Source organism: Dokdonia sp. R78006, from assembly GCF_042466145.1.
Lineage (GTDB): Bacteria > Bacteroidota > Bacteroidia > Flavobacteriales > Flavobacteriaceae > Dokdonia.
The window spans coordinates 2,964,829-2,987,779 of record NZ_JAXHBU010000001.1 but is presented as its reverse complement, the minus strand read 5'-3'; the positions used below and the strand labels follow the sequence as shown (position 1 = coordinate 2,987,779).

The 22,951-nt window shown below is 35.9% G+C and carries 26 protein-coding genes; 15 read left to right on the top strand and 11 right to left on the bottom strand.

The window, feature by feature from the left end; genetic code table 11:
- Positions 1-16 precede the first annotated feature (16 nt).
- The 3 genes from SJY37_RS13285 to SJY37_RS13275 all read left to right on the top strand — a co-directional run bounded on the left by SJY37_RS13285 (position 17) and on the right by SJY37_RS13275 (position 3,439).
- Positions 17-2,050 (top strand): VWA domain-containing protein, encoded by a 2,034-nt coding sequence (locus SJY37_RS13285; RefSeq protein ID WP_298325405.1) that lies wholly within the window; start codon positions 17-19, stop codon positions 2,048-2,050.
- Between the two features lie 20 nt (positions 2,051-2,070).
- A complete protein-coding gene (locus SJY37_RS13280; protein ID WP_013752036.1) occupies positions 2,071-2,886 on the top strand; it encodes a prohibitin family protein in 816 nt (271 codons plus the stop codon).
- Between the two features lie 103 nt (positions 2,887-2,989).
- Entirely contained in the window at positions 2,990-3,439 is a 450-nt protein-coding gene (locus SJY37_RS13275) for a PepSY-like domain-containing protein (protein WP_298325400.1), read from the top strand.
- A gap of 34 nt (positions 3,440-3,473) precedes the next feature.
- On the opposite strand, the gene SJY37_RS13270 is transcribed toward SJY37_RS13275, so the two are convergent.
- The gene (locus tag SJY37_RS13270; protein ID WP_298325397.1) at positions 3,474-4,097 is read right to left on the bottom strand and encodes a hypothetical protein; all 624 of its coding nucleotides are present in this window, start codon (positions 4,095-4,097) and stop codon (positions 3,474-3,476) included.
- 1 nt (position 4,098) lies between these two features.
- Entirely contained in the window at positions 4,099-4,809 is a 711-nt protein-coding gene (locus tag SJY37_RS13265) for an OmpA family protein (protein ID WP_298325394.1), read from the bottom strand.
- Positions 4,810-5,090: 281 nt separating this feature from the next.
- Here SJY37_RS13265 and hisG point away from each other — a divergent pair, with 281 nt between their 5' ends.
- Genes hisG through SJY37_RS13230 form a run of 7 tightly spaced genes read left to right on the top strand, consistent with a single transcriptional unit; the run spans position 5,091 to position 11,316 of the window.
- Positions 5,091-5,951 carry an ATP phosphoribosyltransferase gene (gene hisG, locus SJY37_RS13260; RefSeq protein ID WP_298325391.1) on the top strand — a complete coding sequence of 287 codons (861 nt, stop codon included), beginning with the start codon at positions 5,091-5,093 and terminating at the stop codon, positions 5,949-5,951.
- Positions 5,952-5,963: 12 nt separating this feature from the next.
- Positions 5,964-7,247: a histidinol dehydrogenase gene (hisD, locus tag SJY37_RS13255; protein ID WP_298325388.1), complete on the top strand. Its 1,284-nt coding sequence runs from the start codon at positions 5,964-5,966 to the stop codon at positions 7,245-7,247.
- Between the two features lie 15 nt (positions 7,248-7,262).
- Entirely contained in the window at positions 7,263-8,312 is a 1,050-nt protein-coding gene (hisC, locus tag SJY37_RS13250) for a histidinol-phosphate transaminase (RefSeq protein WP_298325385.1), read from the top strand.
- The gene (gene hisB, locus SJY37_RS13245; protein ID WP_379953222.1) at positions 8,312-9,448 is read left to right on the top strand and encodes a bifunctional histidinol-phosphatase/imidazoleglycerol-phosphate dehydratase HisB; all 1,137 of its coding nucleotides are present in this window, start codon (positions 8,312-8,314) and stop codon (positions 9,446-9,448) included. The genes hisC and hisB overlap by 1 nt, the downstream gene beginning before the upstream one ends.
- Positions 9,448-10,029, top strand: a complete 582-nt coding sequence (gene hisH / locus SJY37_RS13240) for an imidazole glycerol phosphate synthase subunit HisH (RefSeq protein WP_298325379.1) — start codon at positions 9,448-9,450, stop codon at positions 10,027-10,029. The genes hisB and hisH overlap by 1 nt, the downstream gene beginning before the upstream one ends.
- The gene (gene hisA / locus SJY37_RS13235; RefSeq protein WP_298325376.1) at positions 10,026-10,757 is read left to right on the top strand and encodes a 1-(5-phosphoribosyl)-5-[(5-phosphoribosylamino)methylideneamino]imidazole-4-carboxamide isomerase; all 732 of its coding nucleotides are present in this window, start codon (positions 10,026-10,028) and stop codon (positions 10,755-10,757) included. Before hisH ends, hisA begins: the two co-directional genes overlap by 4 nt.
- A gap of 1 nt (position 10,758) precedes the next feature.
- Positions 10,759-11,316 carry a DinB family protein gene (locus SJY37_RS13230; protein ID WP_298325372.1) on the top strand — a complete coding sequence of 186 codons (558 nt, stop codon included), beginning with the start codon at positions 10,759-10,761 and terminating at the stop codon, positions 11,314-11,316.
- On the opposite strand, the gene SJY37_RS13225 is transcribed toward SJY37_RS13230, so the two are convergent.
- The 4 genes from SJY37_RS13225 to SJY37_RS13210 form a co-directional block, all read right to left on the bottom strand.
- On the bottom strand, positions 11,308-12,144 hold the full coding sequence (locus SJY37_RS13225) for an alpha/beta hydrolase (protein WP_298325370.1): 837 nt from the start codon (positions 12,142-12,144) through the stop codon (positions 11,308-11,310). The genes SJY37_RS13230 and SJY37_RS13225 overlap by 9 nt on opposite strands.
- 8 nt (positions 12,145-12,152) lie before the next feature.
- On the bottom strand, positions 12,153-12,515 hold the full coding sequence (locus SJY37_RS13220; RefSeq protein WP_298325368.1) for a cupin domain-containing protein: 363 nt from the start codon (positions 12,513-12,515) through the stop codon (positions 12,153-12,155).
- Complete coding sequence (locus SJY37_RS13215; protein ID WP_298325365.1) at positions 12,515-13,060, bottom strand: hypothetical protein; 546 nt, start codon at positions 13,058-13,060, stop codon at positions 12,515-12,517. The genes SJY37_RS13220 and SJY37_RS13215 overlap by 1 nt, the downstream gene beginning before the upstream one ends.
- 90 nt (positions 13,061-13,150) lie before the next feature.
- Complete coding sequence (locus SJY37_RS13210; RefSeq protein ID WP_298325362.1) at positions 13,151-14,686, bottom strand: helicase HerA-like domain-containing protein; 1,536 nt, start codon at positions 14,684-14,686, stop codon at positions 13,151-13,153.
- A gap of 127 nt (positions 14,687-14,813) precedes the next feature.
- Here SJY37_RS13210 and SJY37_RS13205 point away from each other — a divergent pair, with 127 nt between their 5' ends.
- Both SJY37_RS13205 and SJY37_RS13200 read left to right on the top strand, forming a co-directional pair.
- The gene (locus SJY37_RS13205; RefSeq protein WP_298325359.1) at positions 14,814-15,299 is read left to right on the top strand and encodes a RidA family protein; all 486 of its coding nucleotides are present in this window, start codon (positions 14,814-14,816) and stop codon (positions 15,297-15,299) included.
- A 44-nt stretch (positions 15,300-15,343) separates the two neighbouring features.
- Positions 15,344-16,447: a hypothetical protein gene (locus SJY37_RS13200; RefSeq protein WP_298325356.1), complete on the top strand. Its 1,104-nt coding sequence runs from the start codon at positions 15,344-15,346 to the stop codon at positions 16,445-16,447.
- Positions 16,448-16,504: 57 nt separating this feature from the next.
- Here SJY37_RS13200 and SJY37_RS13195 read toward each other — a convergent pair whose 3' ends face one another.
- Positions 16,505-16,906, bottom strand: coding sequence for a PUR family DNA/RNA-binding protein (locus tag SJY37_RS13195; RefSeq protein WP_013752053.1), 402 nt, complete (start codon positions 16,904-16,906; stop codon positions 16,505-16,507).
- A 73-nt stretch (positions 16,907-16,979) separates the two neighbouring features.
- Positions 16,980-18,737 (bottom strand): ABC transporter ATP-binding protein, encoded by a 1,758-nt coding sequence (locus tag SJY37_RS13190; RefSeq protein ID WP_298325352.1) that lies wholly within the window; start codon positions 18,735-18,737, stop codon positions 16,980-16,982.
- A gap of 216 nt (positions 18,738-18,953) precedes the next feature.
- On the opposite strand from SJY37_RS13190, the gene nusB reads away from it, so the two are divergent.
- From nusB to yajC, 3 genes are read left to right on the top strand one after another with little or no spacing between them, the layout of a single operon-like run.
- Positions 18,954-19,865 carry a transcription antitermination factor NusB gene (gene nusB / locus SJY37_RS13185; RefSeq protein ID WP_298325349.1) on the top strand — a complete coding sequence of 304 codons (912 nt, stop codon included), beginning with the start codon at positions 18,954-18,956 and terminating at the stop codon, positions 19,863-19,865.
- A 46-nt stretch (positions 19,866-19,911) separates the two neighbouring features.
- Entirely contained in the window at positions 19,912-20,370 is a 459-nt protein-coding gene (locus tag SJY37_RS13180) for a DUF1573 domain-containing protein (RefSeq protein ID WP_108878926.1), read from the top strand.
- Positions 20,371-20,375: 5 nt separating this feature from the next.
- A complete protein-coding gene (yajC, locus tag SJY37_RS13175) occupies positions 20,376-20,675 on the top strand; it encodes a preprotein translocase subunit YajC (protein ID WP_013752057.1) in 300 nt (99 codons plus the stop codon).
- A gap of 331 nt (positions 20,676-21,006) precedes the next feature.
- On the opposite strand, the gene SJY37_RS13170 is transcribed toward yajC, so the two are convergent.
- The 3 genes from SJY37_RS13170 to SJY37_RS13160 all read right to left on the bottom strand — a co-directional run bounded on the left by SJY37_RS13170 (position 21,007) and on the right by SJY37_RS13160 (position 22,924).
- Positions 21,007-21,588 (bottom strand): superoxide dismutase family protein, encoded by a 582-nt coding sequence (locus SJY37_RS13170; RefSeq protein ID WP_298325339.1) that lies wholly within the window; start codon positions 21,586-21,588, stop codon positions 21,007-21,009.
- An 82-nt stretch (positions 21,589-21,670) separates the two neighbouring features.
- Entirely contained in the window at positions 21,671-22,414 is a 744-nt protein-coding gene (locus SJY37_RS13165) for an LVIVD repeat-containing protein (protein WP_298325336.1), read from the bottom strand.
- A 6-nt stretch (positions 22,415-22,420) separates the two neighbouring features.
- Positions 22,421-22,924 carry a hypothetical protein gene (locus SJY37_RS13160; RefSeq protein WP_298325333.1) on the bottom strand — a complete coding sequence of 168 codons (504 nt, stop codon included), beginning with the start codon at positions 22,922-22,924 and terminating at the stop codon, positions 22,421-22,423.
- Positions 22,925-22,951 lie beyond the last annotated feature (27 nt).

Sequence of the window (22,951 nt, the reverse complement as noted above, 5' to 3'; positions counted from 1 at the left end):
AGAACAACCACAACATTTGCAAACAGAAACATTATTATTAATTATTGGAGCTGCTATTCTCGCCTTGGGAATAGCGGTTTTTCAGTATTTTTATAAGGCAAAATATAAGACCAGCCGGAATAAAGTTTATGCGCTTATAAGATTTTTAAGCGTTTTTGGATTGCTTATTCTTTTAATTAATCCTTCTTATAAACAAGTTACATACGTTACCGTAAAACCATCACTTGCGGTAGCTGTAGATAATACGGCAAGTATTAAATACTTGGAATATGATGATGAGAGTAGTGATTTAGTATCACGCTTTCGCGAAAGCGAACCTTTAAACAACGCTTTTGACGTACAGTTTTATAGTTTTGGTCAAGAATTTAAACGTTTAGATACTTTAGATTTTCAAGAAAAGCAGACTAACATTTCTAATGTTCTTAATAGTCTTGAAGACATTTATGGTACAGAAATAGCACCAGTTATCTTACTCACCGATGGAAACCAAACTTATGGTGAGGCTTATCAATACACCTCAAAAAACCTCAATCAGCAGATATATCCTGTAGTTCTAGGAGATACAATTACATACGATGATCTTAAGTTAGGGCAGGTAAACGTAAATAGATATGCGTATATCAATAATAAGTTTCCGGTAGAGATTTTTGCCTCTTATAACGGCAACAATACTGTAAGCTCACAATTAACGGTTACTTCGGGAGGTGCAGTAGTGCATTCTGAGCGAGTTACTTTTAGTCCAGAAAAAGAATCACAGGTTTTCAATTTACTATTACCTGCAACTAGCGTAGGCGTTAGGCAATATGCGATACAGCTTGCACCTAGTACGACAGAGAAAAACATAAAAAACAATAGTAAGAACTTTGCGATTGAAGTTATCGATCAAAAAACGAATGTTCTTATAGTAAGTAATATCGTTCATCCAGATGTGGGCATGCTTAAAAAGAGTATAGAGAGTAACAGACTACGCACGGTTACTTTTTCAAACCCTCTAGAAAGTATAAGTAAGCTCAATGACTATGAGCTAGTAATATTGTACCAGCCAGATGCACGTTTCAAGAATGTTTATGAGCAACTTACTTCGCTATCCAAAAATAGTATTACAGTCGCTGGCGCAAATACAGATTGGAATGCTGTAAATACCTTCCAGAATACCATTAATCAAGAAATCACTGGACAGCAAGAAGAAGTACAAGGCGAACTCAATGTGAATTTCTCTGCTTTTAAGATAGAAGATATAGGCTTTGCTGACTTTCCGCCGTTAAAGACAAGCTTTGGTGACGTTAATTTTAAGACAGAAGTAGATGTCGCACTGACCCAGACTATAGGATCTTTAAATACAGAAAATCCACTTATAGCAACTACTGATACAAATGGACAGCGTGAAGTTTACATTCTAGGAGAAGGCTTGTGGCGATGGAGAGCACAGAGTTTTATTAATAATAACAGCTTTGAAGATTTTGATAACTTTATTGATAATCTCGTTCAATATGCAGCATCAAATAAGAAAAAGAGTCGCCTTAACATAGATTATGAGTCCTTTTATTACGGTAATGGTGATGTTACATTGTATGCGCAGTACTTTGATAAAAATTACACCTTTGATACACGAGCACGTTTATCCATACGTCTAGTCCATGAAGAGACAGGTAAAGTGACAGATATACCGTTATTGCTTAATAAGAATACATATCAGGTTGCGATGAATAATCTAGAGCCGGGTAATTACAAGTTTACCGTGTCGGTTATAGATCAAGGACTCGCTCGATCTGGTAGTTTTACAATAGTTCCTTTTGAGATAGAACAACAATTCTTAAATGCAAATGTAACAGAACTACGTACTCTAGCGTCTAATACCGCAGCAGCCCTTTATACGAGCCCAACTGGAGACCAACTTATTGAAGATCTTTTGAAAGATACTCGATACAAACCTGTACAGAAAAGCACGGAAAAAATCGTACCTTTAATAGATTGGAAATGGTTATTATTTATAATAGCCTTACTACTTTCTATTGAGTGGTTTATGCGCAAGTATAACGGACTCACGTAAATAAAAATCAAAAAATTATTATGGAAAAATTACCAAAGATTGGCGTACCTATAGTTATAGGTATCATTATTTTATTAGTATTAGTTACAAAATCTGCTGTAACCATAGATTCTGGGGAGGCAGGAGTATTATTTAAAACGTTTGGAAATGGTGTGGTGACAGATGAGCCACCTATGAGTGAAGGATTTCACTTAGTTGCACCATGGAATAAGGTATTTGTTTATGAAGTAAGACAACAAGAGCTTTTTGAAAAAATGAAAGTTTTATCGTCTAATGGATTAGAAATACAAATTGACGCCTCGGCTTGGTATGAGCCAGTGCGCAAAGATTTAGGAAATCTACACCAAACACTAGGTAAAGATTATTTACAACGAGTAATCCAGCCAGCTATACGATCTGCAGCACGTAGTGTAGTAGGTAGGTATACACCTGAGCAATTGTACTCAAGTAAAAGAGATGCTATACAGGACGAAATATTTGTAGAGACTAAAGCTATTTTGTCTAAGCAATATGTGCAACTTAATGAGGTATTAGTAAGAGACGTGACGCTTCCTAATACTATAAAAGACGCAATTGAAAGAAAACTAAGACAAGAGCAAGAATCTTTAGAGTATGAGTTTAGACTTGTAACAGCATCTAAAGAAGCAGAAAAAGTGCGTATTGAAGCTCAAGGTAAAGCAGATGCAAATAAGATTTTAAGTGCTTCTTTGACAGATAAAATTCTTCAAGACAAAGGAATTGATGCAACTATAGAGTTATCAAAGTCACCTAATTCTAAAGTTATCGTTGTTGGTTCTGGTGATTCTGGACTTCCATTAATTTTAGGAAATAATTAGAATACTTCATAAAACTATAAGAAAGCGTTAAGATGACGCTTTCGCAAAAGCTTATATCTTTACAATCCATGCGAATTCACGTGTGGATTGTAAAGATTTTTTTATGTATAGATATCAGAAAATACTTTTCTTGTTTGGATTCATACATGCTATAAGCTGTGGTCAAAATGTAGAAAGTCAAAATAGCAAAAAGGGTTATGCACCTGAAGCAGTGAAGAAAACGTTTCAAGCAAAATATCCAGGAGAGAATGATCCAGACTGGCACGTTGATTCAAATGGGAACTATGAATCTAGGTTTAGAATAGATGGAGTACGTCACAGAGCAGACTTTAGTCCTAACGGTTCATGGATCGAGACAGAGGTAAGTATAGAGAAAGATGATCTGCCTAAAGTTGTTCAAAAAGCGATAGATGATAATTACTCAGACGAAGAAATAACAGAAATAGAACGCGTTCAAAGCGCCGCAAAAGGATTGTTTTACGATGTAGAGTTTAAGAGAAAAGGAAAGAATATGGATATTGAGTTTAATGAATCTGGAGTTAAGATTAATTAAGATTAGACATCAATAGTAGTTATAAAAAAACCACCTAATAGGTGGTTTTTTTATGCTTCATCTTTTTTTTTGGATCTTGAGCATCTTCCAGTAATTGTTCTTTGAGCCTGATTGCTTTGGCAACCCATCGATCATTTTTAATTCTATCTGGAAAAAACTTAATAAGCTTAGTTATAATTTCAATATCTTCTTTGGTCAATCTACTTATTTGATCAAAAGTGTAAATGCCTAACTCATTTAATTTTGCTTCAGTGTAAGGTCCTATACCTATAATTTGTTGAAGTTCATTTTTATCAGAAACTGTAGCTTTACCTATTCTTTCAAAATTAATGAGGTCTGTGTAGTCTTTCTCTACTAATTTCTCAGAAATAACTTCTTGAGAAAAAGCTCGATTTCTCACCTTGAGGTGATCAAACTCTTCATCCATTCTATCTTTTCTAAAAACACCATCTGCCTTGCGGTCTAGTTCGTCTTGCAGATTATCAATAGTCTCTTTTAGGTTTTTTATAGTGTCACTTTGAGCTGCAAGTTTCTTCTTAAGAACAATTTTACTGTATAAATGTGAACCTATATAACCAATCAAAAAGGCAACAAGAGTCATTACAAATGTCTCTATGTATGCAACTGGTATTGATATAGCCTCTTGTGATACACTCATATTAATCTACTATAATTTCTATTCTATTATTCTCTTGTCTGCCAGAGAGAGTCTTATTGTTTGCTATTGGTTCTTCCTCACCTCGAGATGTTGCTGTTATCTTGCGCCTTGGTATTCCTCTTCGTGCCGTGAGATACCATTTTACTTGTCGAGACATTTTAAGTCCTTGATTAAAATTATCCTTACTGCTTCCTACATTATCAGTGTGGCCTAGTATGGTAACCTTTTTATCAGGATTCTCTTTCAATAGTTGTCTAAGCTCTGTCGCATATTCAACTAATTCCTTGTCAAGTATAAGATCTGTATTGTTATAACGAGGGTAAAAAATATTACTAGAAAAAGAAGGGCCCATAAATGAATTAAGTTCCTTTTCAAATTCTAACGCAGGCTCATCTTTTGTAATATCTATAGTATCACTAATTGCAATAGATTTTTGAATTTCTTCAGCAAGTAGGGAAGAGGTCTCATGTTCAATTCCATATAAATCTAAACTATCTGGAGCAAAACGAGTCGTTGTCGACCTTGTTTTAGAAACTTCTCGGGGAGGTGATTGTTGGTCTTTTGGATTGAGGATACTTTTTTCTGAATTATCTTTCTCCTCAACAATTTGTTGTACAGCACTGTCACTAGTAGCCTCTCTTGTACTTACAAAGTAAATACAGCCAGAAGTCCATAGTAAAAAAACGAAGAATGCCCCAAAAAATCCCTTCATCGATTATGCTAAGCGAGCACTATTATAGGTAATAGCACTATCTTCAAAGTTACAGAAAAGTTATCAATGTTAAGAATTAATTAAATCAGGTTATCCACTTGTTTTTAACAAAGAACTTCTTAAATTTGTACCACAATGATTAATAACAACACACATCACCATCATACTTCAATCATCGCTCAAGCGAGGTAAAGAGTATGTATATATTTCATATTAAAAACCCGTTTGAATTACTCAAGCGGGTTTTTTCTTTTGAGTAATTTGGACATTAAAAAATTATCATGAGTCAAAAAATTAGAATTGCTATTCAAAAATCTGGACGCCTTAATGAGGAATCATTACAATTATTAAAAAATTGTGGTGTTTCTATTGATAATGGTAAAGACCAACTCAAAGCAACTGCCAGAAATTTCCCATTAGAAGTCCTTTATTTACGTAACGGTGATATACCTCAATACTTAAGAGATGGTGTTGTAGATATCGCAATCTTAGGCGAAAATACTTTAATTGAAAAAGGAAAGGATTTAGCCATAGTAGAAAGATTAGGTTTCTCAAAGTGTAAAGTTTCACTAGCTATTCCTAAAGGACAGAAATACAATTCTGTTAAGGATTTCGAAGGTAAGCGTATCGCAACTTCTTATCCTAACACTGTAAAGGAATATCTTGATAGCAAAGGTGTTAAGGCAGAGTTACACATTATTAATGGATCTGTAGAAATCGCACCAAGTATAGGACTTGCAGATGCTGTTTGTGATATCGTTTCTAGTGGTAGCACATTATTTAAAAATAACCTTAAAGAAGTAGAGCAAATGCTTACTTCAGAAGCTGTGTTAACCGTGTCGCCTACTATTTCAAAGGAGAGAGAGGCAATTCTTGATACGCTTAAATTTCGCATTAGAGCTGTTCTTACAGGTGAGCGTAGTAAGTATGTACTTATGAATGTACCTAACAATAAGCTTGATGATGTTATAGCGATGCTTCCTGGAATGAGAAGTCCTACTGTTTTACCTCTAGCCGAAAAGGATTGGAGTAGTGTACACTCAGTAATTGATAAAAATAGTTTCTGGGATGTTATAGATAATTTAAAATCTGCAGGAGCCGAAGGCATTTTAGTGTGTCCTATTGAAAAAATGGTACTATAAATTTATTTTGCTATGAATAAGATCTATAATCCAGAAAGAAGTGAGTGGGAGAAAATCCTTAAAAGACCTACTCAAACAGTAGATGATATCGAGGCTACAGTAAATGATATCTTCAAAGAGGTAAAGTTAAAGGGAGATGAGGCGGTTGCAAAATACACGTCCATTTTTGATAATGTTACGCTAGATACTATCACTGTATCTGATCATGAAATACGTGATGCCGAAAATTCTTTATCTATAGAATTAAAAGAGGCGATACAGCTAGCAAAAGGAAATATTGAACGTTTCCACACAGCACAAAAAACTACTAGAGTAGCAGTAACTACAACAGATGGAGTAGATTGCTGGCAAGAAAAACGACCTATTCAAAAAGTAGGACTTTATATCCCTGGAGGAACAGCACCATTATTTTCGACAATATTGATGCTTGCAACCCCTGCAAATATTGCTGGTTGTAAAGAAATTGTATTATGTACACCTCCAGATAAAAATGGAAATGTAAATCCTGCAATTTTATACACCGCAAAGCTGAGCGGAGTTACTAAAATTTTCAAAGTAGGAGGTATCCAGGCGATTGCTGCGATGACTTTTGGAACAGAGACTGTACCTCAAGTATATAAAATATTTGGTCCAGGAAATCAGTTTGTAACAGTAGCAAAACAAATTGCAACTAAGCACGGTGTAGCGATTGATATGCCTGCTGGACCTTCAGAGTTATTAGTGGTGGCAGATGATTCGGCAGATGCGAGTTTTGTAGCGTCAGATTTATTAAGCCAGGCAGAGCACGGTGTTGATAGTCAAGTTATTTTAGTAGCAACTTCACGTAAACTTATAGATGATGTAGAAAGAGAAGTGGAAATGCAAATGAGTACGCTTTCGCGAAAGCATATTGCAGAAAAAGCCATCGAAAACAGCAAACTAATATATGTTGAAAACGATGAAACTGCTTTAGCACTAATTGATGTGTACGGCCCAGAACATTTTATTGTATGCATGAAAAACGAAGACTTTTATGTGGATAATATCATGAATGCAGGATCTGTATTTATAGGTAACTATACGCCTGAGAGTGCTGGAGATTATGCATCTGGAACAAATCACACCCTACCTACTAATGGTTATGCAAAACAATACAGCGGTGTAAATCTTGATAGTTTTATGAAGTCTATGACCTTTCAAAAAATATCACCAAAAGGGATTCAAAATATAGGTCCAGCTATTGAGCTTATGGCTGCTGCAGAAGGACTTGATGCACATAAAAATGCGGTAACTCTTAGACTTAAAAAATTACAATAAGCTACACCTTTTAGTATGAATAAAACCTTTAGTATCTCTAGTCTCGTCCGTCCTAACGTGGCAAGCATGCAAGCTTATAGCTCTGCTAGAGATGAGTTTACAGATTTTGATAAGGAAATGATATTTCTTGATGCAAATGAAAATCCATTTGAAAATGGTGTAAATAGATATCCAGATCCGCAGCAACGCACTTTAAAGAGTCTTATAGCTGCACAGCGCGGTATTTCTGAGAGCCAATTGTTATTGGGTAACGGTAGTGATGAAGTGCTTGATTTAATATTTAGAGCATTTTGTATTCCAGGCAAGGATGAAATCATCACTGTGCCACCTACATATGGAATGTACAAGGTGCTTGCTGGAACAAATGATATTAAAAATACAGAAGTCTTACTTAATCAAGATTTCCAACTTGATACTGCGGGTATTTTGGCTGCCTTAAATGAGCATACAAAGCTTATTTTTATTTGCTCGCCAAACAATCCAACGGGTAATGTTATTGATGCAGCTGCTATTATTGAGATTTTAGAAACTTTTAAAGGTCTAGTAATTCTTGATGAAGCATACATAGATTTTGCAACTACAGAAAGTTGGTCAAAACAGTTATCTCAATATCCTAATTTAATAATCACGCAAACACTATCTAAGGCTTATGGCCTTGCAGGTATACGTTTAGGCTTGTGCCTTGCAAGTGATGAGATTATTACCGTTTTAAATAAAATCAAGCCTCCCTATAACGTAAACGCTCTTACACAAGAAAGAGCTTATAATAGGTTGGTGCAAACGGAGACTATAAATACAGAAATAAATACGCTTTTAGAGAACAGAGCGGCTTTATCAAAGGTCTTACAAGAAGTACCATTTGTTAAAGAGATTTTTCCATCTGACGCAAACTTTATTCTAGCAAGAGTAGATGATGCAAACGAGCGTTACAAGCAACTTATAGCTCTTGGGATTGTTGTACGTAACAGAAGCACACAGCCTTTGTGTGAGAATACACTACGTTTTACAGTGGGAACTACAGAAGAAAACACACAACTTATAAACGCATTAAATACATTAAAATAATGGCTAAAAAAGTCCTTTTTATCGACCGTGATGGTACAATGATTAAAGAAACGGTAGATGAACAAATCGATGCGTTTGAAAAAATGATATTCTATCCTAAGTGTTTTACTTGGTTAGGTAAGATTGCGCAGGAGCTGGATTATGAGCTTGTAATGATTACAAATCAAGATGGCTTAGGTACAGACTCTTTTCCGGAAGATACATTCTGGCCAGTGCACAATTTTATAATGAAGTCTTTTGAAAACGAAGGGGTTGTTTTTGATAATGTATTTTTAGACCGCACATTTCCGCACGAAAATAAAGACACTAGAAAACCTGGTACAGGATTATTAACTCAATACTTTTCTGAGGAATATGATCTTGCAAACTCTTTTGTAATAGGTGACCGCCTTACAGATATGCAACTAGCAACAAACTTAGGTGCAAAAGGTATATATATTAATGATGATACTAATCTTGGTACGGGAGAAATCACTATCTCACAAGATGATTTGAATAAAGATATTGCCCTAGAGACTAACGATTGGCAGAAGATTTATGAGTTTCTTAAGTTAGAAAGACGTGTTGCTACGCTTTCGCGAAAAACGAATGAAACAGACATAAACATTACTCTGAACCTTGATGGTACTGGTAAATCAAATATAGATACTGGGCTTTCATTCTTTGACCATATGCTGGATCAAATTGCTCGTCATGGGCAAATGGATTTAGATATCCAAGTAAAAGGAGACCTAGAAGTAGATGAACACCACACTATTGAAGACACAGCAATTGCCCTAGGAGAAGTGTTTGCCATCGCTTTAGGTAATAAATTAGGAATAGAACGTTACGGTTTTTGCTTGCCTATGGACGATTGTCTTGCGCAAGTTGCTATAGACTTTGGAGGAAGAAACTGGCTCGTTTGGGGAGCAGATTTTAATCGTGAGATGATAGGTAAAATGCCTACAGAAATGTTTTATCACTTCTTCAAATCGTTTACAGATGGTGCAAAGGCAAACCTTAATATCAAAGCCGAAGGAACAAACGAGCACCATAAAATAGAAGCCATATTTAAAGCATTTGCAAAGGCTATTAAAGTAGCGGTAAAGAGAGATGCAGATAAGATGATTTTACCATCTACAAAAGGGATGCTGTAATGAAAATAGTAATAATTAATTATGGCGCTGGTAATATACAGAGCATAAAATTTGCGATAGAACGCTTAGGATTTGAAGCCACTTTAAGCAACGATGAAGAAGAAATTCGTTCGGCAGATAAGGTGATTTTTCCAGGAGTAGGCGAGGCGAGTAGTGCCATGTCAAAACTGAGAGAAACGGGTCTTGATAAAGTGATTCCTACATTAAAGCAGCCTGTTTTAGGAATCTGTCTTGGGATGCAACTTATGTGTAACCGTTCTGAAGAAGGTAATACAGAAGGGTTGGGAATCTTTGATGTAGATGTGTTACGCTTTCGCGAAAGCGTAAAAGTCCCACAAATACAGTGGAACAAGATTACAGATCTTAAATCTCCATTATTTAAAGGAGTAGAGGATGGATCATTTATTTATATGGTGCATAGTTTTTACGCCCCAGTAACGACCGAAACCATAGCGACCACTTCTTATGGAATTCCTTATGGAAGTGCTTTTGCAAAGGATAACTTTTATGGAACACAGTTTCACCCAGAAAAATCTAGTAATGTGGGAGAACAAATACTTAAAAACTTTTTAGAATTATGAGGATTATACCTGCAATAGATATCATAGAGGGAGCTTGTGTACGCCTTTCTAAGGGTGATTATGCAACGAAGAAAGTGTATAATGAAAATCCGCTTGAGGTTGCAAAGCAATTTGAAGCACATGGGATTACACACTTACACCTTGTAGATCTAGATGGCGCAAAGAGTAAGCATATTGTAAACCATAAGATTCTTGAACAAATTGCTTCTCAAACGAGTTTAAAAGTAGATTTTGGCGGAGGATTGAAAACAGATGAGGACTTAAGGATTGCTTTTGAAAGTGGTGCTTCTCAAATCACTGGTGGAAGTATTGCTGTAAAAAATCCGGAAACATTCAAGAGCTGGCTATCAAAATTTGGGAGTGATAAAATTATCTTGGGAGCAGATGCTCATAATAGAAAAATTGCAATCTCTGGATGGCTTGAAGAGTCTGATGATGATGTGGTAGAGTTTATAAACTCTTACAACAAGGAAGGGGTGTCTTATGTTATTTGTACAGATATAAGTAAAGACGGTATGCTTGAAGGTCCTAGTTTTGACTTATATGAAGAGATATTAAAAAGTACGCCAGATTTGAAACTAATCGCATCAGGCGGAATTTCTACTTTTGATGAACTTCCTAAGCTTGCAGCAATGGGTTGCGAAGGGACGATTATAGGAAAAGCTATTTATGAGAATAGAATTTCATTAAAGCAGCTAGAGAATTATATTTTAGAAACAAAGGCGTAGTATGCAAAGTAGCTGGCACGAAGATTTTAAAGAAAATGCTATTTTTCGTTTAGACGAGAATGTGCGCATGATTAGTATTGCTTTATCCAAAATCTCAGAAGATGAAATTTGGATAAAGCAAAATCAAGCTCTCAATACACTTGGTAATCAGCTATTGCATATCTGTGGCAATCTAACTCAGTACATTATATCTGGACTTGGTGGCAAGCCAGATGAGCGTGATCGTGAACTAGAATTTTCGACAGAAGATGGGTATACTAGAGATGAACTTCTTCAAAAATTGTTGCTTACTGTACAGTCTGCGACTATTATAATAGAAGATGCATTACCTGAAAATCTTTTAAATAAAAGACAAGTGCAGGGATTTAACTATTCTGGAATAGGACTAGTGCTTCATGCAGTAGAGCATTTTTCATTTCATACTGGTCAAGTAGCTTCACAAGTTAAATTAATCATAGATGAACCATTAGGTTTTTACGTGGGTTATGATTTAAATGTACACAACGAAGGTTCTAAAAGTTCTCAAGATGATGTGGACGATATAGAAAACTTAAGCTAAAAAGTCTACAATATGCTTACGCACTTCTTCTTGATACAAGGAGTGCCCATAGCCTTCCGTTTCAATATAGGTGCTCCCTTTCCAGTTCTTGTGGATATTTTGAGAAGCAGAGACGGGCGTTATTTTATCATACTTATCATGAATAATCAATGCCGGTAGGGTAAGAGATTTTGCAAATGCCGCACCAGAAAATTCCTTAAAATTATAACCAAATAATTCCTTGACTAATTTTTCTAAGGCAGTCATAGTTCTATTATTCAAGCCAAGAATTGCCTTATAGCCCACCATAATTTCTGCAAGCTCTGAAGCAGATCCTAAGATTACTGCAGATGTCAAGCCTTCAGGTTTGTAAGTAAACTGATGAAACACCGTAGCAAGACCACCTATCGAGTGTGCGATAATATGATCAGGTTTATAAGCATTGACTGCAGTTTCTATTGCCTGAGCATATCTTGGAACGTTAAGTAATTTTCCAGTTGAGTATCCATGAGCAGGTGCATCTATGGCGTAGATGTCATAATTCTTTTTCTGTAAATCTTCTATAAGTCTATACCATCTATAAGTATTACTTTCCCATCCATGAATGAGAAGAACCTTTTTGCCAGTTCCTTTCCAATGATATGACTGAAGCTCACAAGATCCAGAATCTAATTTTTCAAATTTTGGATTTTCTAAATATTGAATTTGCTCCCCATAAGGTCTGCCTTTGCGAGGAGTACAAAAGATATTAAATGATTGCTGCGCTGCTTTGGCAGGACTAGCAAGACTAACGCTATTAATTTTTGCCCCTATAAGTTTAGGTATAAGGCGTTGTAGTGACTTTTTCAATAGTAATATTATTCTCTGTTAACGGAATCTGGCGAAAATGCAGGAGTACAAATGGACATATACTCGCATTCTTCAGTAAATGGATTGCTGTATTGAACTCTTGTATTACGTTCTATTTTAATGCTTTGACCCGTTTCCAGTATTAAAGTTTCGTTTTCTATGATAAATTGTTTCTTACCACGTATTATATAAGTATACTCGTCAAATTCTGGAGTTTGAAAAGGCTCACTCCATCCTGGTGGTGCAACCATGTGAGCTATGCTTACATCTGTATTTCCATCTGTGGCGCGACCCCAGTGCTCCTCTATTAACTTTCCATCTGTAGTAGGTACTACAAATGGGCTTTTCTGAATTTTATATTTTTTACTCATTACCAGCTTATTTGAACATATTTAATAGGTGCATCATCTGGGATTTGAGAAAGCTCTACTTTAGATTGTGTATCAAACATAAGTTCAGATGGAAGGTGCTTTTTATCGATTGTAAAGAAGATATCATTATCCTCGATAAGAACAACAATGGTAGATATCAAGTTGTCTATACGTTTAATCTTATAACCGTCTTGAATATCTTTAAAGGTACTTTTTGTCGTTACTCCTTCAGTCGTTTTAAAGCGCTCATCATATACACGTATATAATTTATAGTAGCATCGCTTTCGTTTGAACTAGGTCCTAGTTCTAACAGTTTTTTACCTCCTTTTTCAAAAACGGTCACATATCCTTGTGGCGTCTTAAAATCTGTGGCTCCTGTAGCATCTACAAGACTATCATTTGCAAAGGCAGTTTTAAGTTCGCTTACCTTTGTTGTTTTTGTAAGTGGTCCTACAGTCTCACTGGAGATACTGAAGTTTCCAGAATTACTACAGCTTGCTACTACTAGTCCTAAAAGTGATAATGTTATAATGTGTTTTTTCATAAAATATAGATGCACCTCATATGTGATGGATGCTATTATTTGTAATAAAACTACCGCTAGGTGAGCTTTAAATATTTTAATGGTTTCTAACTATTTAAGCATTTTACCAAGTATACCAAATACTCCGCGTATTACTGTAGCACTGGTAAGTACCTTAATTAATGCTTTTGCTCCAGCACTTTGTGTGCTTTTTGAACTAGATGATCTAGAAGAAGACTTTGTTGCTTTGGCACGTTCTTCTTTGGCTTTTTCCTTTGCTTCAGATTCGTTTGCTTTATCTATCTTTTTCTGTAAAAGTTCGTAAGCACTCTCACGGTCTGTGAGTTCGCTATACTTTTCTACTAGTTCAGATCTATCATTAATACTATCAATCTCTTTTTGAGTAAGCACGTCCATACGCGACATAGGAGCACGTAACATTGTTGCAGCAAGTGGAGTAGGGCGACCTTTCTCATCAAGGGCAGATATTAGTGCTTCCCCTATACCTAACGAGGTAAGTACGGACTTGGTATCGTAGTATGGAGAATCTGGATAGTTTTCGGCAGTAAGTTTAATTGCTTTTCTATCTTTTGCAGTAAATGCACGTAATGCATGTTGTACTTTTAGACCTAGCTGACTCAATACTCCATCTGGAATATCTGTTGGATTCTGGGTTACAAAATAAATTCCAACCCCCTTAGAACGTATTAATTTTACTATACTTTCTATCTGGCTGTGCAGTGCTTTTGAGGCTTCTTTAAATATAAGGTGTGCTTCATCTATAAAGATTACGAGCTCTGGTTTACCGCTATCACCTTGTTCTGGAAAGGTAGAGTAAATCTCTGCCAGCAAGCTCAGCATAAATGTAGAAAACAGTTTAGGTCTGTCTTGAATATCTGTAAGACGAATCACGTTAATAACGCCACGACCATCTTCTGTTTTCCTTGTAAGATCATCTGTATCAAAAGACTTCTCACCAAAAAAGATATCTGCTCCTTGTTGTTCTAGCTCAACAATCTTACGTAAGATAGATCCAGAAGAAGCAGGAGATATTCTTCCGTAATTTTCTTCTATCTCTCCTTTACCTTCCTTAGTAGCGTACTGTAAGATTTTTTTAAAATCTTTTAGATCTAGTAAAGGCAATTTGTTATCATCACTATATTTAAAAAGAATAGAGATAATACCAGATTGTGCAACCGTAGCATCAAGAATACGAGAAAATAATACAGGTCCAAACTCACTTACTGTGGCTCTTAGTCTCACCCCATTTTGATCTGAGAGTGTGAGAAGTTCTACAGGGAAATCTTTGGCCTCAAAGGGGACCCCAATTTTTGCATGGCGCTCATCTATCTTAGCATGTCCTGGGCTTGCTTTTGCAATACCAGAAAGATCACCTTTCATATCCATTAAAAGTACAGGGATACCTTTGTCAGATAAGTTTTCGGCTATTATTTGTAGTGTTTTTGTTTTACCCGTTCCAGTTGCTCCGGCTATAAGACCGTGACGATTCAAGGTTTTAAGGGGCACTTTTACATGTGCATTTGTAATCGTCTCACCATCTAGCATCGCAGCTCCCATCGTTATAAAGTCTCCCTTAAACGTATTTCCTGCTTTAATGAATTCTAGAAATTCTTGTTTTTTATCCATATTGGTAGGTTGTTAGTGCGCTTTCGCGAAAGCGTACTACATCATGTAATCTAAAAGTTTAAAAATACGTAATCCTTAAAAAAGGTTCTCATCTATGTGTACATTTATTGTCTAAAAAACAATCTATATGAAAAGACTTCTCTTAAGCGCCGCGTGTTTATTACTTCTTTTGTCTTGTCAAGAAAGACATTCTCTTACTAGACCTGTACCAGAAACCAAGGTTGAAATTAATGAAAAACCTGTCTTTCATAAGTCTCATGAGATCACAAAGAAAGACGCTCCTTTTTCTGACGCAGTGCAAGTGGGTAATATGTATTTTCTCTCTGGTCAAATAGGTTTAAATCAAAAAAACCGCACACTAGTACCTGGCGGAATAACTGCCGAAACAACGCAAACCCTTGAAAACATAAAAGAGGTGTTAGCGCAGCATGATATGGATATGAGTAATGTGGTAAAAGCATTAGTTATACTTGATGATATAGAAGACTTCAAAGTATTCAATGAAGTGTATAGTTCTTATTTCCCTCAAAAACCTGCTAGAACAACCTTCGCTGCCGAATCACTAGCTCTGGGTGCCAAAATTGAAATAGAGGTGATCGCTGTTAAAAATTAATAAGTACCTTATAGAAAAAAATGAAGCTATTAACCAGGTTCTCTTTGATAGTCACATGTGTTGCATTTATAAATTGCGATAATGATGACACATTTTCTTCGGCTATTAATGAAGAACAAATAATATTACCTGCAATAGCCATAATAGGGGATGACCTTACGACTGGGGCAAGCTTTAACTTAGTGAAGTGGACCGCATCTTATGAGGGTATGATTACTACAGATCTTCAAGAAACTATAGGATTTGAGTTTGGGTTTTTGCAAAACACTGTAGGAACAGAACTTGCATTTGCCCTAGATTTTCCAACTACGTCCTATGTATTTTACGATGTGGCTACAGGTGGTATGAGAAGTGTAACAGATTTTTTTAATCCAGAGAATGCTACAAATAATTTCTATACTATCAATGCAGAGCAAAGTTTACTCACCTATTATCTAGATGCTTCAAGTAGTTGTTGTGATATCTATGTACATAGTTATAATCAACTATCTGGTACAACTTCAGAATCATATCTAGGTAACGCAGATATAGCGCCTGTTCAATTTAATGTCTTTGCCAGCGGTAATAGATTTTTTGCCATAGCTGTAGATACTTTTACAGGTGTGCGTAATCTATATGTAAATAGCGCAATAGATGGCGAGCGCTTAGGTGTTATAGATGTAAGTGAATATGGTGGTTTTATGTACAATGATGTGCGGGATGAGATGTATCTCTTTAATTTTAATGGTGACGCAGTGTCTCATGTTGTACTTGATATAAGCACTTTTACAACGAGCGAGGTTAGTTCGTTTCCTTTAGGATTAAGTATAAGTGATGGCTTTAATGAAGCGCAGTTTTCTCAAAATGAGATGGTTTTTAAGGAGTTTGACGGGATTGTTTCTAGTATGTACTCCTACGAAACAGATACTATTGTAACCTATGAGAGTACGGATTTAATAAATAGAATTTTTGCAGAAACAGGTCGAGGGATTAATGTTATAAATACGTCAATAGATCTGGAAACAAGTACTTACGTGGTGATGGGGACCTATATGGAGGACAATATTGCAAATGGTCTAGTGGTATTGATGAGCTTAGATAAGGAGATTATACTCACGCTAGAAACAGGTAATGTGCGAGCTCAAGAAGTAATTTTCTTAAGAGACTAACAAAAAAAATACCACCTCGCGAGAGGTGGTATTTATATATTTTGGGTAATTTATTCTTTAAATATCATCGAAGCTTACATCTGTAAACTTGTCTGGGCTCATGCTACTAGGCTTCTCTGAAGAAACAGCTCCTGAGTCTACAACTTCTGTTGGCTCTGGGCGTGAGTAATCATTCTGGTGACGGTCTGATATTACTTCTTCTCCTTTTTCATCAAGAATGTATGAAGTCATATCATTCAAGTTTTCTGTAAAGCCAGCAAAGTCTTCTTTGTATAAGTAGATTTTATGTTTCTTAAAATGGAAAGAACCATCATCATTTGTAAACTTCTTGCTCTCTGTTATGGTAAGGTAATAATCTCCTGCCTTCGTAGATCTTACATCAAAAAAGTAAGTGCGTCTTCCTGCTCTTAATACTTTTGAGAAAATCTCTTCATTGTCACGTCCTTCGTAATCACTCATAATATTCCTTATTGTTTGGATTGTGTTTATCTACTTCAAAAATGATAAAAAATTAGCCATTGCCCAATTTTTTCTACATTTCTTTTTCGTCTAGTTGTTTTACGTAAAGTTCTTTATAGTATCCTTCTTGCTCTATTAGTTGATTGTGAGAGCCTTGCTGTGTTATTTTTCCATCTTCAATAATTAGAATTTGGTCAGCATTTTTTGCAGATGATATTCTATGGCTCACGATGATGGTCGTAGTATCGACAGTTAATTTCTCTAGATTGTTTAGTATTTCTTCTTCCGTCTCGGTATCTACAGCGCTTAAACAGTCATCTAGAAGTAATATTTTAGGGTTGCCTATAAGTGCTCTAGCTATGGATACACGCTGCTTTTGACCTCCAGAAAGTGTGATCCCTCGTTCTCCTAGAATGGTATCATAACCATTTTTAAAATCAATGATGTTGTGGTGTACAGATGCCGCTTTCGCGAAAGCGTAAACCTGTTCGTCACTTGCGTCTGTATCGCCAAACTTGATATTTTCTCCTATAGTATCAGAAAATAAGAACGCATCTTGAGGTACATAACCTATTTCTGATCGTAAATCATCAAGATGAATATCTTTCATAGCAAGACCGTCTATTTGTATAACACCGCTTGTAACGTCATATAGTCGACCTATAAGCTCAAGAATTGTTGACTTTCCAGAACCTGTAGGTCCTATTATTGCGAGGGTCTGTCCAGGATTAATAGAGAAAGATACATTCTTTAAGGCTGTGATATTTGTGTCATCATAGGTAAATGTAACATCCTTAAACTCGATAGCCCCTGTAATAGGCGTATGGTTACTTGCCGTATTCTGAATTTGAGGTGCTATTTCTAGAAACTCATTAATACGTATTTGTGAAGCCTCTGCAGCTTTAATTATCGAGGTAACCCATCCTACGGTAGCAACAGGCCAAGTAAGCATGTTTACATACATTATAAATTCTACTAGTGTACCTAAATCTGGTATGGTGCCGTCTATATATTGTTGTCCTCCCACAAAGATTACAATGAGGTTACTAGCGCCTATTAATCCTATCATGAGAGGGAAGAAGAAGGCTTGTACTTTTACAAGGTCTAAGTTTTTCTCTTTACTATCTTCACTAAGTTGTGCAAAATCTTTAAAGGTATTTGCTTCTAGCGTGTAAGCTTTTATCACGGATATCCCGCTGAAGGATTCCTGAGTAAACGTAGTAAGTTTTGAGAGATACTCTTGAACGATAGTACTCCTTACATGTATCGCACGACTTAGTTTATAAATAGCAATAGACAATATAGGTAATGGAATAAGTGTGTAAGCGGCTAGGGAAGGAGCCATTCTCACCATATAAGGTATTACCACAGCAAATAAAACAAGTGCTTGCAAGAGATACATAATTGCAGGGCCTACATACATACGTACTTTAGTTACATCCTCAGAGATGCGGTTCATGAGATCTCCGGTTCTGTTCTGTTTGTAAAAACCTAAGCTTAGTCTTTGGTATTGCTGGTACACATCATTTTTAAGATCTGCTTCTATATAACGAGAGACTACAATGATGAGCTGTCTCATTAAGAAGGTGAAAAATCCAGAAAGTAATGCTGCTCCCAGTAATAAGCCCAGTTTAAAGAGCATTGATTTTTTAAGGCCAGGAAGATTATCCTCTCCAGCATTTATGTAAATCTCTACGTCGTTTATGATGTCACCTACGATATCCACATTAAAAACTGCAAAGAATCTTGCAGCAATAACAATGAAAAATCCAGCGATAAGACGCCATTTATAGCGTAAGAAATATTTGTTTAATGATTGTAGTGCGCCCATGGCGATATTGTGCAGTTTTTTTGAACCGCTAAGGTCGGTTTTTTTTAAGACCTATGCGAGCCAAATTTTAGTGTAACATAATCCATAAAACATGGAGATACTTTTAGAAATACTGTATTTTTGCACCGATTTTAAAAATGATCTTTTTTCATTTTATAACCAAACTAAAAGTTCTTTGTCGCTATGTTAAACAGACGCCATATCCGTGTCAAAGTAATGCAAACCATCTACGCACTAGGTAGTAAGGAGCATTTTGATCTTCAACAAGAAGATAAATTTACAGTGGAGAGTATGAACCAGATGTACAATCTGTATCTCTTAATGCTAGATTTAATGGTGGAGGTTCACGCTTTCGCGAAAGCGGAACAAGAAAAATTCTCTAAAAAGATTCTAGCAACCGAAGAAGAAAAAAATCCTAACACAAAGTTTATTCAGAACCAAGTGCTTGTCAAATTATCTGACAATGCAGAGTTGCGCGACGAGGTAAGTAAGCGTAAACTCAAAAACTGGAGAATGAATGATGAGTATGTAACTCTTATTTATAACGAACTTATAAATAGTGAATTATATGCCTCGTACATGGAACAAGGAGAATCTGATTTTAAATCAGATAAAAAATTCCTTGTTGCTGCCTACACTGAGATTATTGCTCCTAATGATAAACTATATGATTATATAGAGGATGCTCGTCTTACTTGGATAGATGATATACCTATGGTAAACATGGCTGTATTAAAGCGCATAGGGAAGATGAAACCTGCATCTCCAGAGTCTATGTTGCTTCCAGTGCTCTTTAAGAATGATGAGGATTTATTATTTGGAACTACCTTACTTGAGAAAACTGTTGCAAATGAAGAATTCTTGTCTTCTGAAATTTCAGAAAATACGCCTAACTGGGATAAAGAACGTATTGCAGATGTAGACATGGTATTGATAAAAATGGCACTTTGCGAGTTTTTAAAATTCCCTACCATTCCAGTCAAAGTAACTATCAATGAGTACCTTGAGATAGCAAAGGAATACTCAACGCCTAAGAGTAGTATTTTTATAAACGGAATACTTGATAAGCTTGTAAAACAATACGAGTCAGAAAAAAGGTTAAAGAAAGAGGGTAGAGGTTTAAAATAATTAAATTTTCTTATTTTTACATATCATTATTTAATAAAAAACAACAATGAAAAAAGGTTTATTAGTATTAGGAGTACTTTCGGCTATGGTATTTACTTCATGTAAGGAAGATGCAGCTAGCAAAGTAAAAGAAGAAAATGTAGAAGTTGCTGCAGCAAGAGATGCACAAGCTACTACATATCCAGTTATTGCTTTTGATGAATCTGAATTTGATTTTGGAAACATTGAAAAAGGAACAACTGTTGAGCACAAATTTACATTTACAAACACTGGTAAAGCACCATTAGTAATTGTAGATGCAAAGAGCTCTTGTGGTTGTACTGTACCAGAATATTCTAAAAATCCAGTAGCTCCAGGAGAAAAAGGAGAATTACTTGTAAAATATAACGGTAGTGGTGCAAACCAAGTAACTAAAACTGTTACAATCAAAGCAAACACTGAGAAAGGTACAGAGACTGTACTTATCAAAGCATTTGTAAATCCTGCTGCAGGAGCAGCTAAATAAGCACTATGGGCGAAGGAATGCAGGGCATACTAGGCCCACTTTTACTCTTTACGGTATTTATAGTATTTTTTATTGTACTACCGCAGCGTAAAAAACTCAAGCAAGAAAAGAACTTTGATAAAGATCTTGCCAAGGGAGATCGCGTGATCACAAAAAGTGGTTTACACGGTAAAATCCTTGAACTTAATGATAACGGTACTTGTGTATTGGAAACAATGTCAGGTAAAATGAAATTTGAGAGATCTGCTCTATCTATTGAGATGAGCCAGGCCTTAAAAAAATCTGCTGTAGAAGTTAAGAAGTAATTTTATCAAAAGAACTTACTATAAAAAAAGCCCTCGCATTTGCGAGGGCTTTTTTGCGTTATGATATTTTTTAGTAACAAATTTTTAATAAGCATGGCCTGTTTGCTATGAGTAATATGTAGCGAAATGACTCAGTTTATATCATCAACCATAGAGATATGGATGTAACAGAAACTATCTAACGTCTCATTTATAGCGAGTGATACTTCCTTGGTATTATGTAAAAAAGATTCTAATACATGTAAATACCAATTAATATGGTCACAACAACGCATAAAAAAGCCTCACCGTTATGGTGAGGCTTTTTTTATAAACTTGTTAGTGGTCTTTCTTATTTAATAATTCCTCCACAAGAGATACGCTTTCCAGCTGCACCACTAGGTTGAGATGTAAAGTCATCTGTTCCTTGGTGTACAATAATAGCTTTTCCTACGATATCTTTTTTAGGATCTCCACAACCTATACACCACTGATCTGTGCTCATAGTGATCGTTCCGTTCCCGCTTTCGTCTGCTGGGAAGTTTCCTATATCTCCTTTATGGAAACCTTCTGTTGCTCCCCATTTACCGTGTTGCTCGTTAGTAGGGTTCCAGTGCCCTCCAGCCGATGAACCATCTGCACTAGAGCAATCTGCACTCTCGTGTATGTGTATTGCATGCATTCCTTCATCAAGACCACCTATAACAGCTGTAAAACTTACTTGGCCATCTTCTTCTTTAAAAACAACACTCCCAGTAGCTTTGCTATCGCTTTTAGGTTCTAGTTTCATTATAATTTTTTGCGCTACTGATGCTGCAGGAGCTTCTGCCTCTACAGTTACTTCCTCAACTTCTTCTACAGTCTTTACATCTTTTTTACAACTTGCAAGTGCTGCTGTCGCTAGTATTGCTAGGGTAATATACTTGAATTTCATAATTTAAAATTTTGTGATTAGTGTTTAATAACCTCTAAGATACCAAGGTTAGCTAAGAAATACTAAACATTTATAAAACCTTTTAGATACTTATGGTACTTAGGGCTGGTGTATCTGTAATATTTTGAGCATTTAGTGCATATTGAAAAACGCCACTTTCTCCTACAGCAATTAACAAGTCTCCTTGAATGATTACATCAAATGCCAGTCTATCAATGCTATGCACCAGCACAGACTCGGCTGGGTTTGTTATGTCAAATATTTTGATCTCATCATCACACACTATCAAGTAGTCTCCGTAAAGTCCTAGACCTTTTGGGAATGTAAGTTGGCGAATATTAACAAGCATAGGGTTAAGCACGTCAGATACGTCATAAACCTCTAGTTGATTTACAAAACCACCACATCCTAAATCACTCCATAATGTCACAAAAGCATAGTTGCTATTTGCTACAACAGGATCGCAAGAAGTAAAATGTTGCACAGATGATAATTGTACAGGAAACTCTGGATTATTCACATCATAAATAAACATCCCGTTTCGAGAACCTATGTAGAGGTAATCTTTGTAACTGAATAAAGTCTCAATGTCAAAACCAATAGGAACTGTATTTACAAGTACGGGATCTGTAGTTGTAGTGATATTAAAAACATTTAAATCTTCATTGTCTACGGTATAAAGGTAATCTCCTTTAATAACAAAAGTAGCTAGTGAACCACCTTGCCCTATACTATCAGCACTATTAAAGCTGCTTCCCTCATTACTATCTGAACTGCATCCTAATGAAACGATTGCAAATACTAGTATAAGAATATATGTTCTCATCTTGAATTAGTTTTGAAGTTCGTAATCAATAATTATAGCTCCATCCTCCACATCTGGAATATATCCATCTGGAGATTGTTTTACGGGAAACACATCGCGTATGCGTTTTGTGACAACCAGATTTGCATTAAGTTTATCATAAGTAACTGCTATGAGATCTACAGCTTGATTGATATAGTACACATTGTTTTTAATAGCGAGATCTGTTGCACCAGGAGCTTTAATAAATGCCAGGGCAGCAGGATTTTGTGGATCTTCATTATCAAAAACGTGAAAGCCTTCATTCTTTTCATTTACAAAGAGTAAATCATTAATGACATAAATTTTCCCTGAGTTGATAATGTTTCTTGCGTCTTCAAGAGTGACGCTTGCTTCAAAAGTGGGACGATCAAGAGTAATCGCATCGTAGTTTGATAATAGATCAATAGTATCTATATCATCACTACTTCTGTCTGTGACACAGCTCAGTAGAGAGAAAGATACGAGTAGTAGGATACATACGTGTTTCATAATGTTGTAGTTTATACCTAGATGCAT

What these genes read in the sequence shown, in the direction of transcription:
- SJY37_RS13230 (WP_298325372.1), top strand. Translation starts at nt 10,759, where the DNA reads ATGCAAAGTAGCTGGCACGAAGATTTTAAAGAAAATGCTATTTTTCGT.
- SJY37_RS13170 (WP_298325339.1), bottom strand. Translation starts at nt 21,588, where the DNA reads ATGAAATTCAAGTATATTACCCTAGCAATACTAGCGACAGCAGCACTT.
- SJY37_RS13280 (WP_013752036.1), top strand. Translation starts at nt 2,071, where the DNA reads ATGGAAAAATTACCAAAGATTGGCGTACCTATAGTTATAGGTATCATT.
- SJY37_RS13165 (WP_298325336.1), bottom strand. Translation starts at nt 22,414, where the DNA reads ATGAGAACATATATTCTTATACTAGTATTTGCAATCGTTTCATTAGGA.
- SJY37_RS13220 (WP_298325368.1), bottom strand. Translation starts at nt 12,515, where the DNA reads ATGAGTAAAAAATATAAAATTCAGAAAAGCCCATTTGTAGTACCTACT.
- SJY37_RS13180 (WP_108878926.1), top strand. Translation starts at nt 19,912, where the DNA reads ATGAAAAAAGGTTTATTAGTATTAGGAGTACTTTCGGCTATGGTATTT.
- SJY37_RS13210 (WP_298325362.1), bottom strand. Translation starts at nt 14,686, where the DNA reads ATGGATAAAAAACAAGAATTTCTAGAATTCATTAAAGCAGGAAATACG.
- SJY37_RS13270 (WP_298325397.1), bottom strand. Translation starts at nt 4,097, where the DNA reads ATGAGTGTATCACAAGAGGCTATATCAATACCAGTTGCATACATAGAG.
- hisG (WP_298325391.1), top strand. Translation starts at nt 5,091, where the DNA reads ATGAGTCAAAAAATTAGAATTGCTATTCAAAAATCTGGACGCCTTAAT.
- SJY37_RS13160 (WP_298325333.1), bottom strand. Translation starts at nt 22,924, where the DNA reads ATGAAACACGTATGTATCCTACTACTCGTATCTTTCTCTCTACTGAGC.
- SJY37_RS13205 (WP_298325359.1), top strand. Translation starts at nt 14,814, where the DNA reads ATGAAAAGACTTCTCTTAAGCGCCGCGTGTTTATTACTTCTTTTGTCT.
- hisD (WP_298325388.1), top strand. Translation starts at nt 5,964, where the DNA reads ATGAATAAGATCTATAATCCAGAAAGAAGTGAGTGGGAGAAAATCCTT.
- SJY37_RS13265 (WP_298325394.1), bottom strand. Translation starts at nt 4,809, where the DNA reads ATGAAGGGATTTTTTGGGGCATTCTTCGTTTTTTTACTATGGACTTCT.
- hisC (WP_298325385.1), top strand. Translation starts at nt 7,263, where the DNA reads ATGAATAAAACCTTTAGTATCTCTAGTCTCGTCCGTCCTAACGTGGCA.
- nusB (WP_298325349.1), top strand. Translation starts at nt 18,954, where the DNA reads ATGCAAACCATCTACGCACTAGGTAGTAAGGAGCATTTTGATCTTCAA.
- SJY37_RS13215 (WP_298325365.1), bottom strand. Translation starts at nt 13,060, where the DNA reads ATGAAAAAACACATTATAACATTATCACTTTTAGGACTAGTAGTAGCA.
- SJY37_RS13190 (WP_298325352.1), bottom strand. Translation starts at nt 18,737, where the DNA reads ATGGGCGCACTACAATCATTAAACAAATATTTCTTACGCTATAAATGG.
- hisB (WP_379953222.1), top strand. Translation starts at nt 8,312, where the DNA reads ATGGCTAAAAAAGTCCTTTTTATCGACCGTGATGGTACAATGATTAAA.
- SJY37_RS13195 (WP_013752053.1), bottom strand. Translation starts at nt 16,906, where the DNA reads ATGAGTGATTACGAAGGACGTGACAATGAAGAGATTTTCTCAAAAGTA.
- hisH (WP_298325379.1), top strand. Translation starts at nt 9,448, where the DNA reads ATGAAAATAGTAATAATTAATTATGGCGCTGGTAATATACAGAGCATA.
- hisA (WP_298325376.1), top strand. Translation starts at nt 10,026, where the DNA reads ATGAGGATTATACCTGCAATAGATATCATAGAGGGAGCTTGTGTACGC.
- SJY37_RS13275 (WP_298325400.1), top strand. Translation starts at nt 2,990, where the DNA reads ATGTATAGATATCAGAAAATACTTTTCTTGTTTGGATTCATACATGCT.
- yajC (WP_013752057.1), top strand. Translation starts at nt 20,376, where the DNA reads ATGGGCGAAGGAATGCAGGGCATACTAGGCCCACTTTTACTCTTTACG.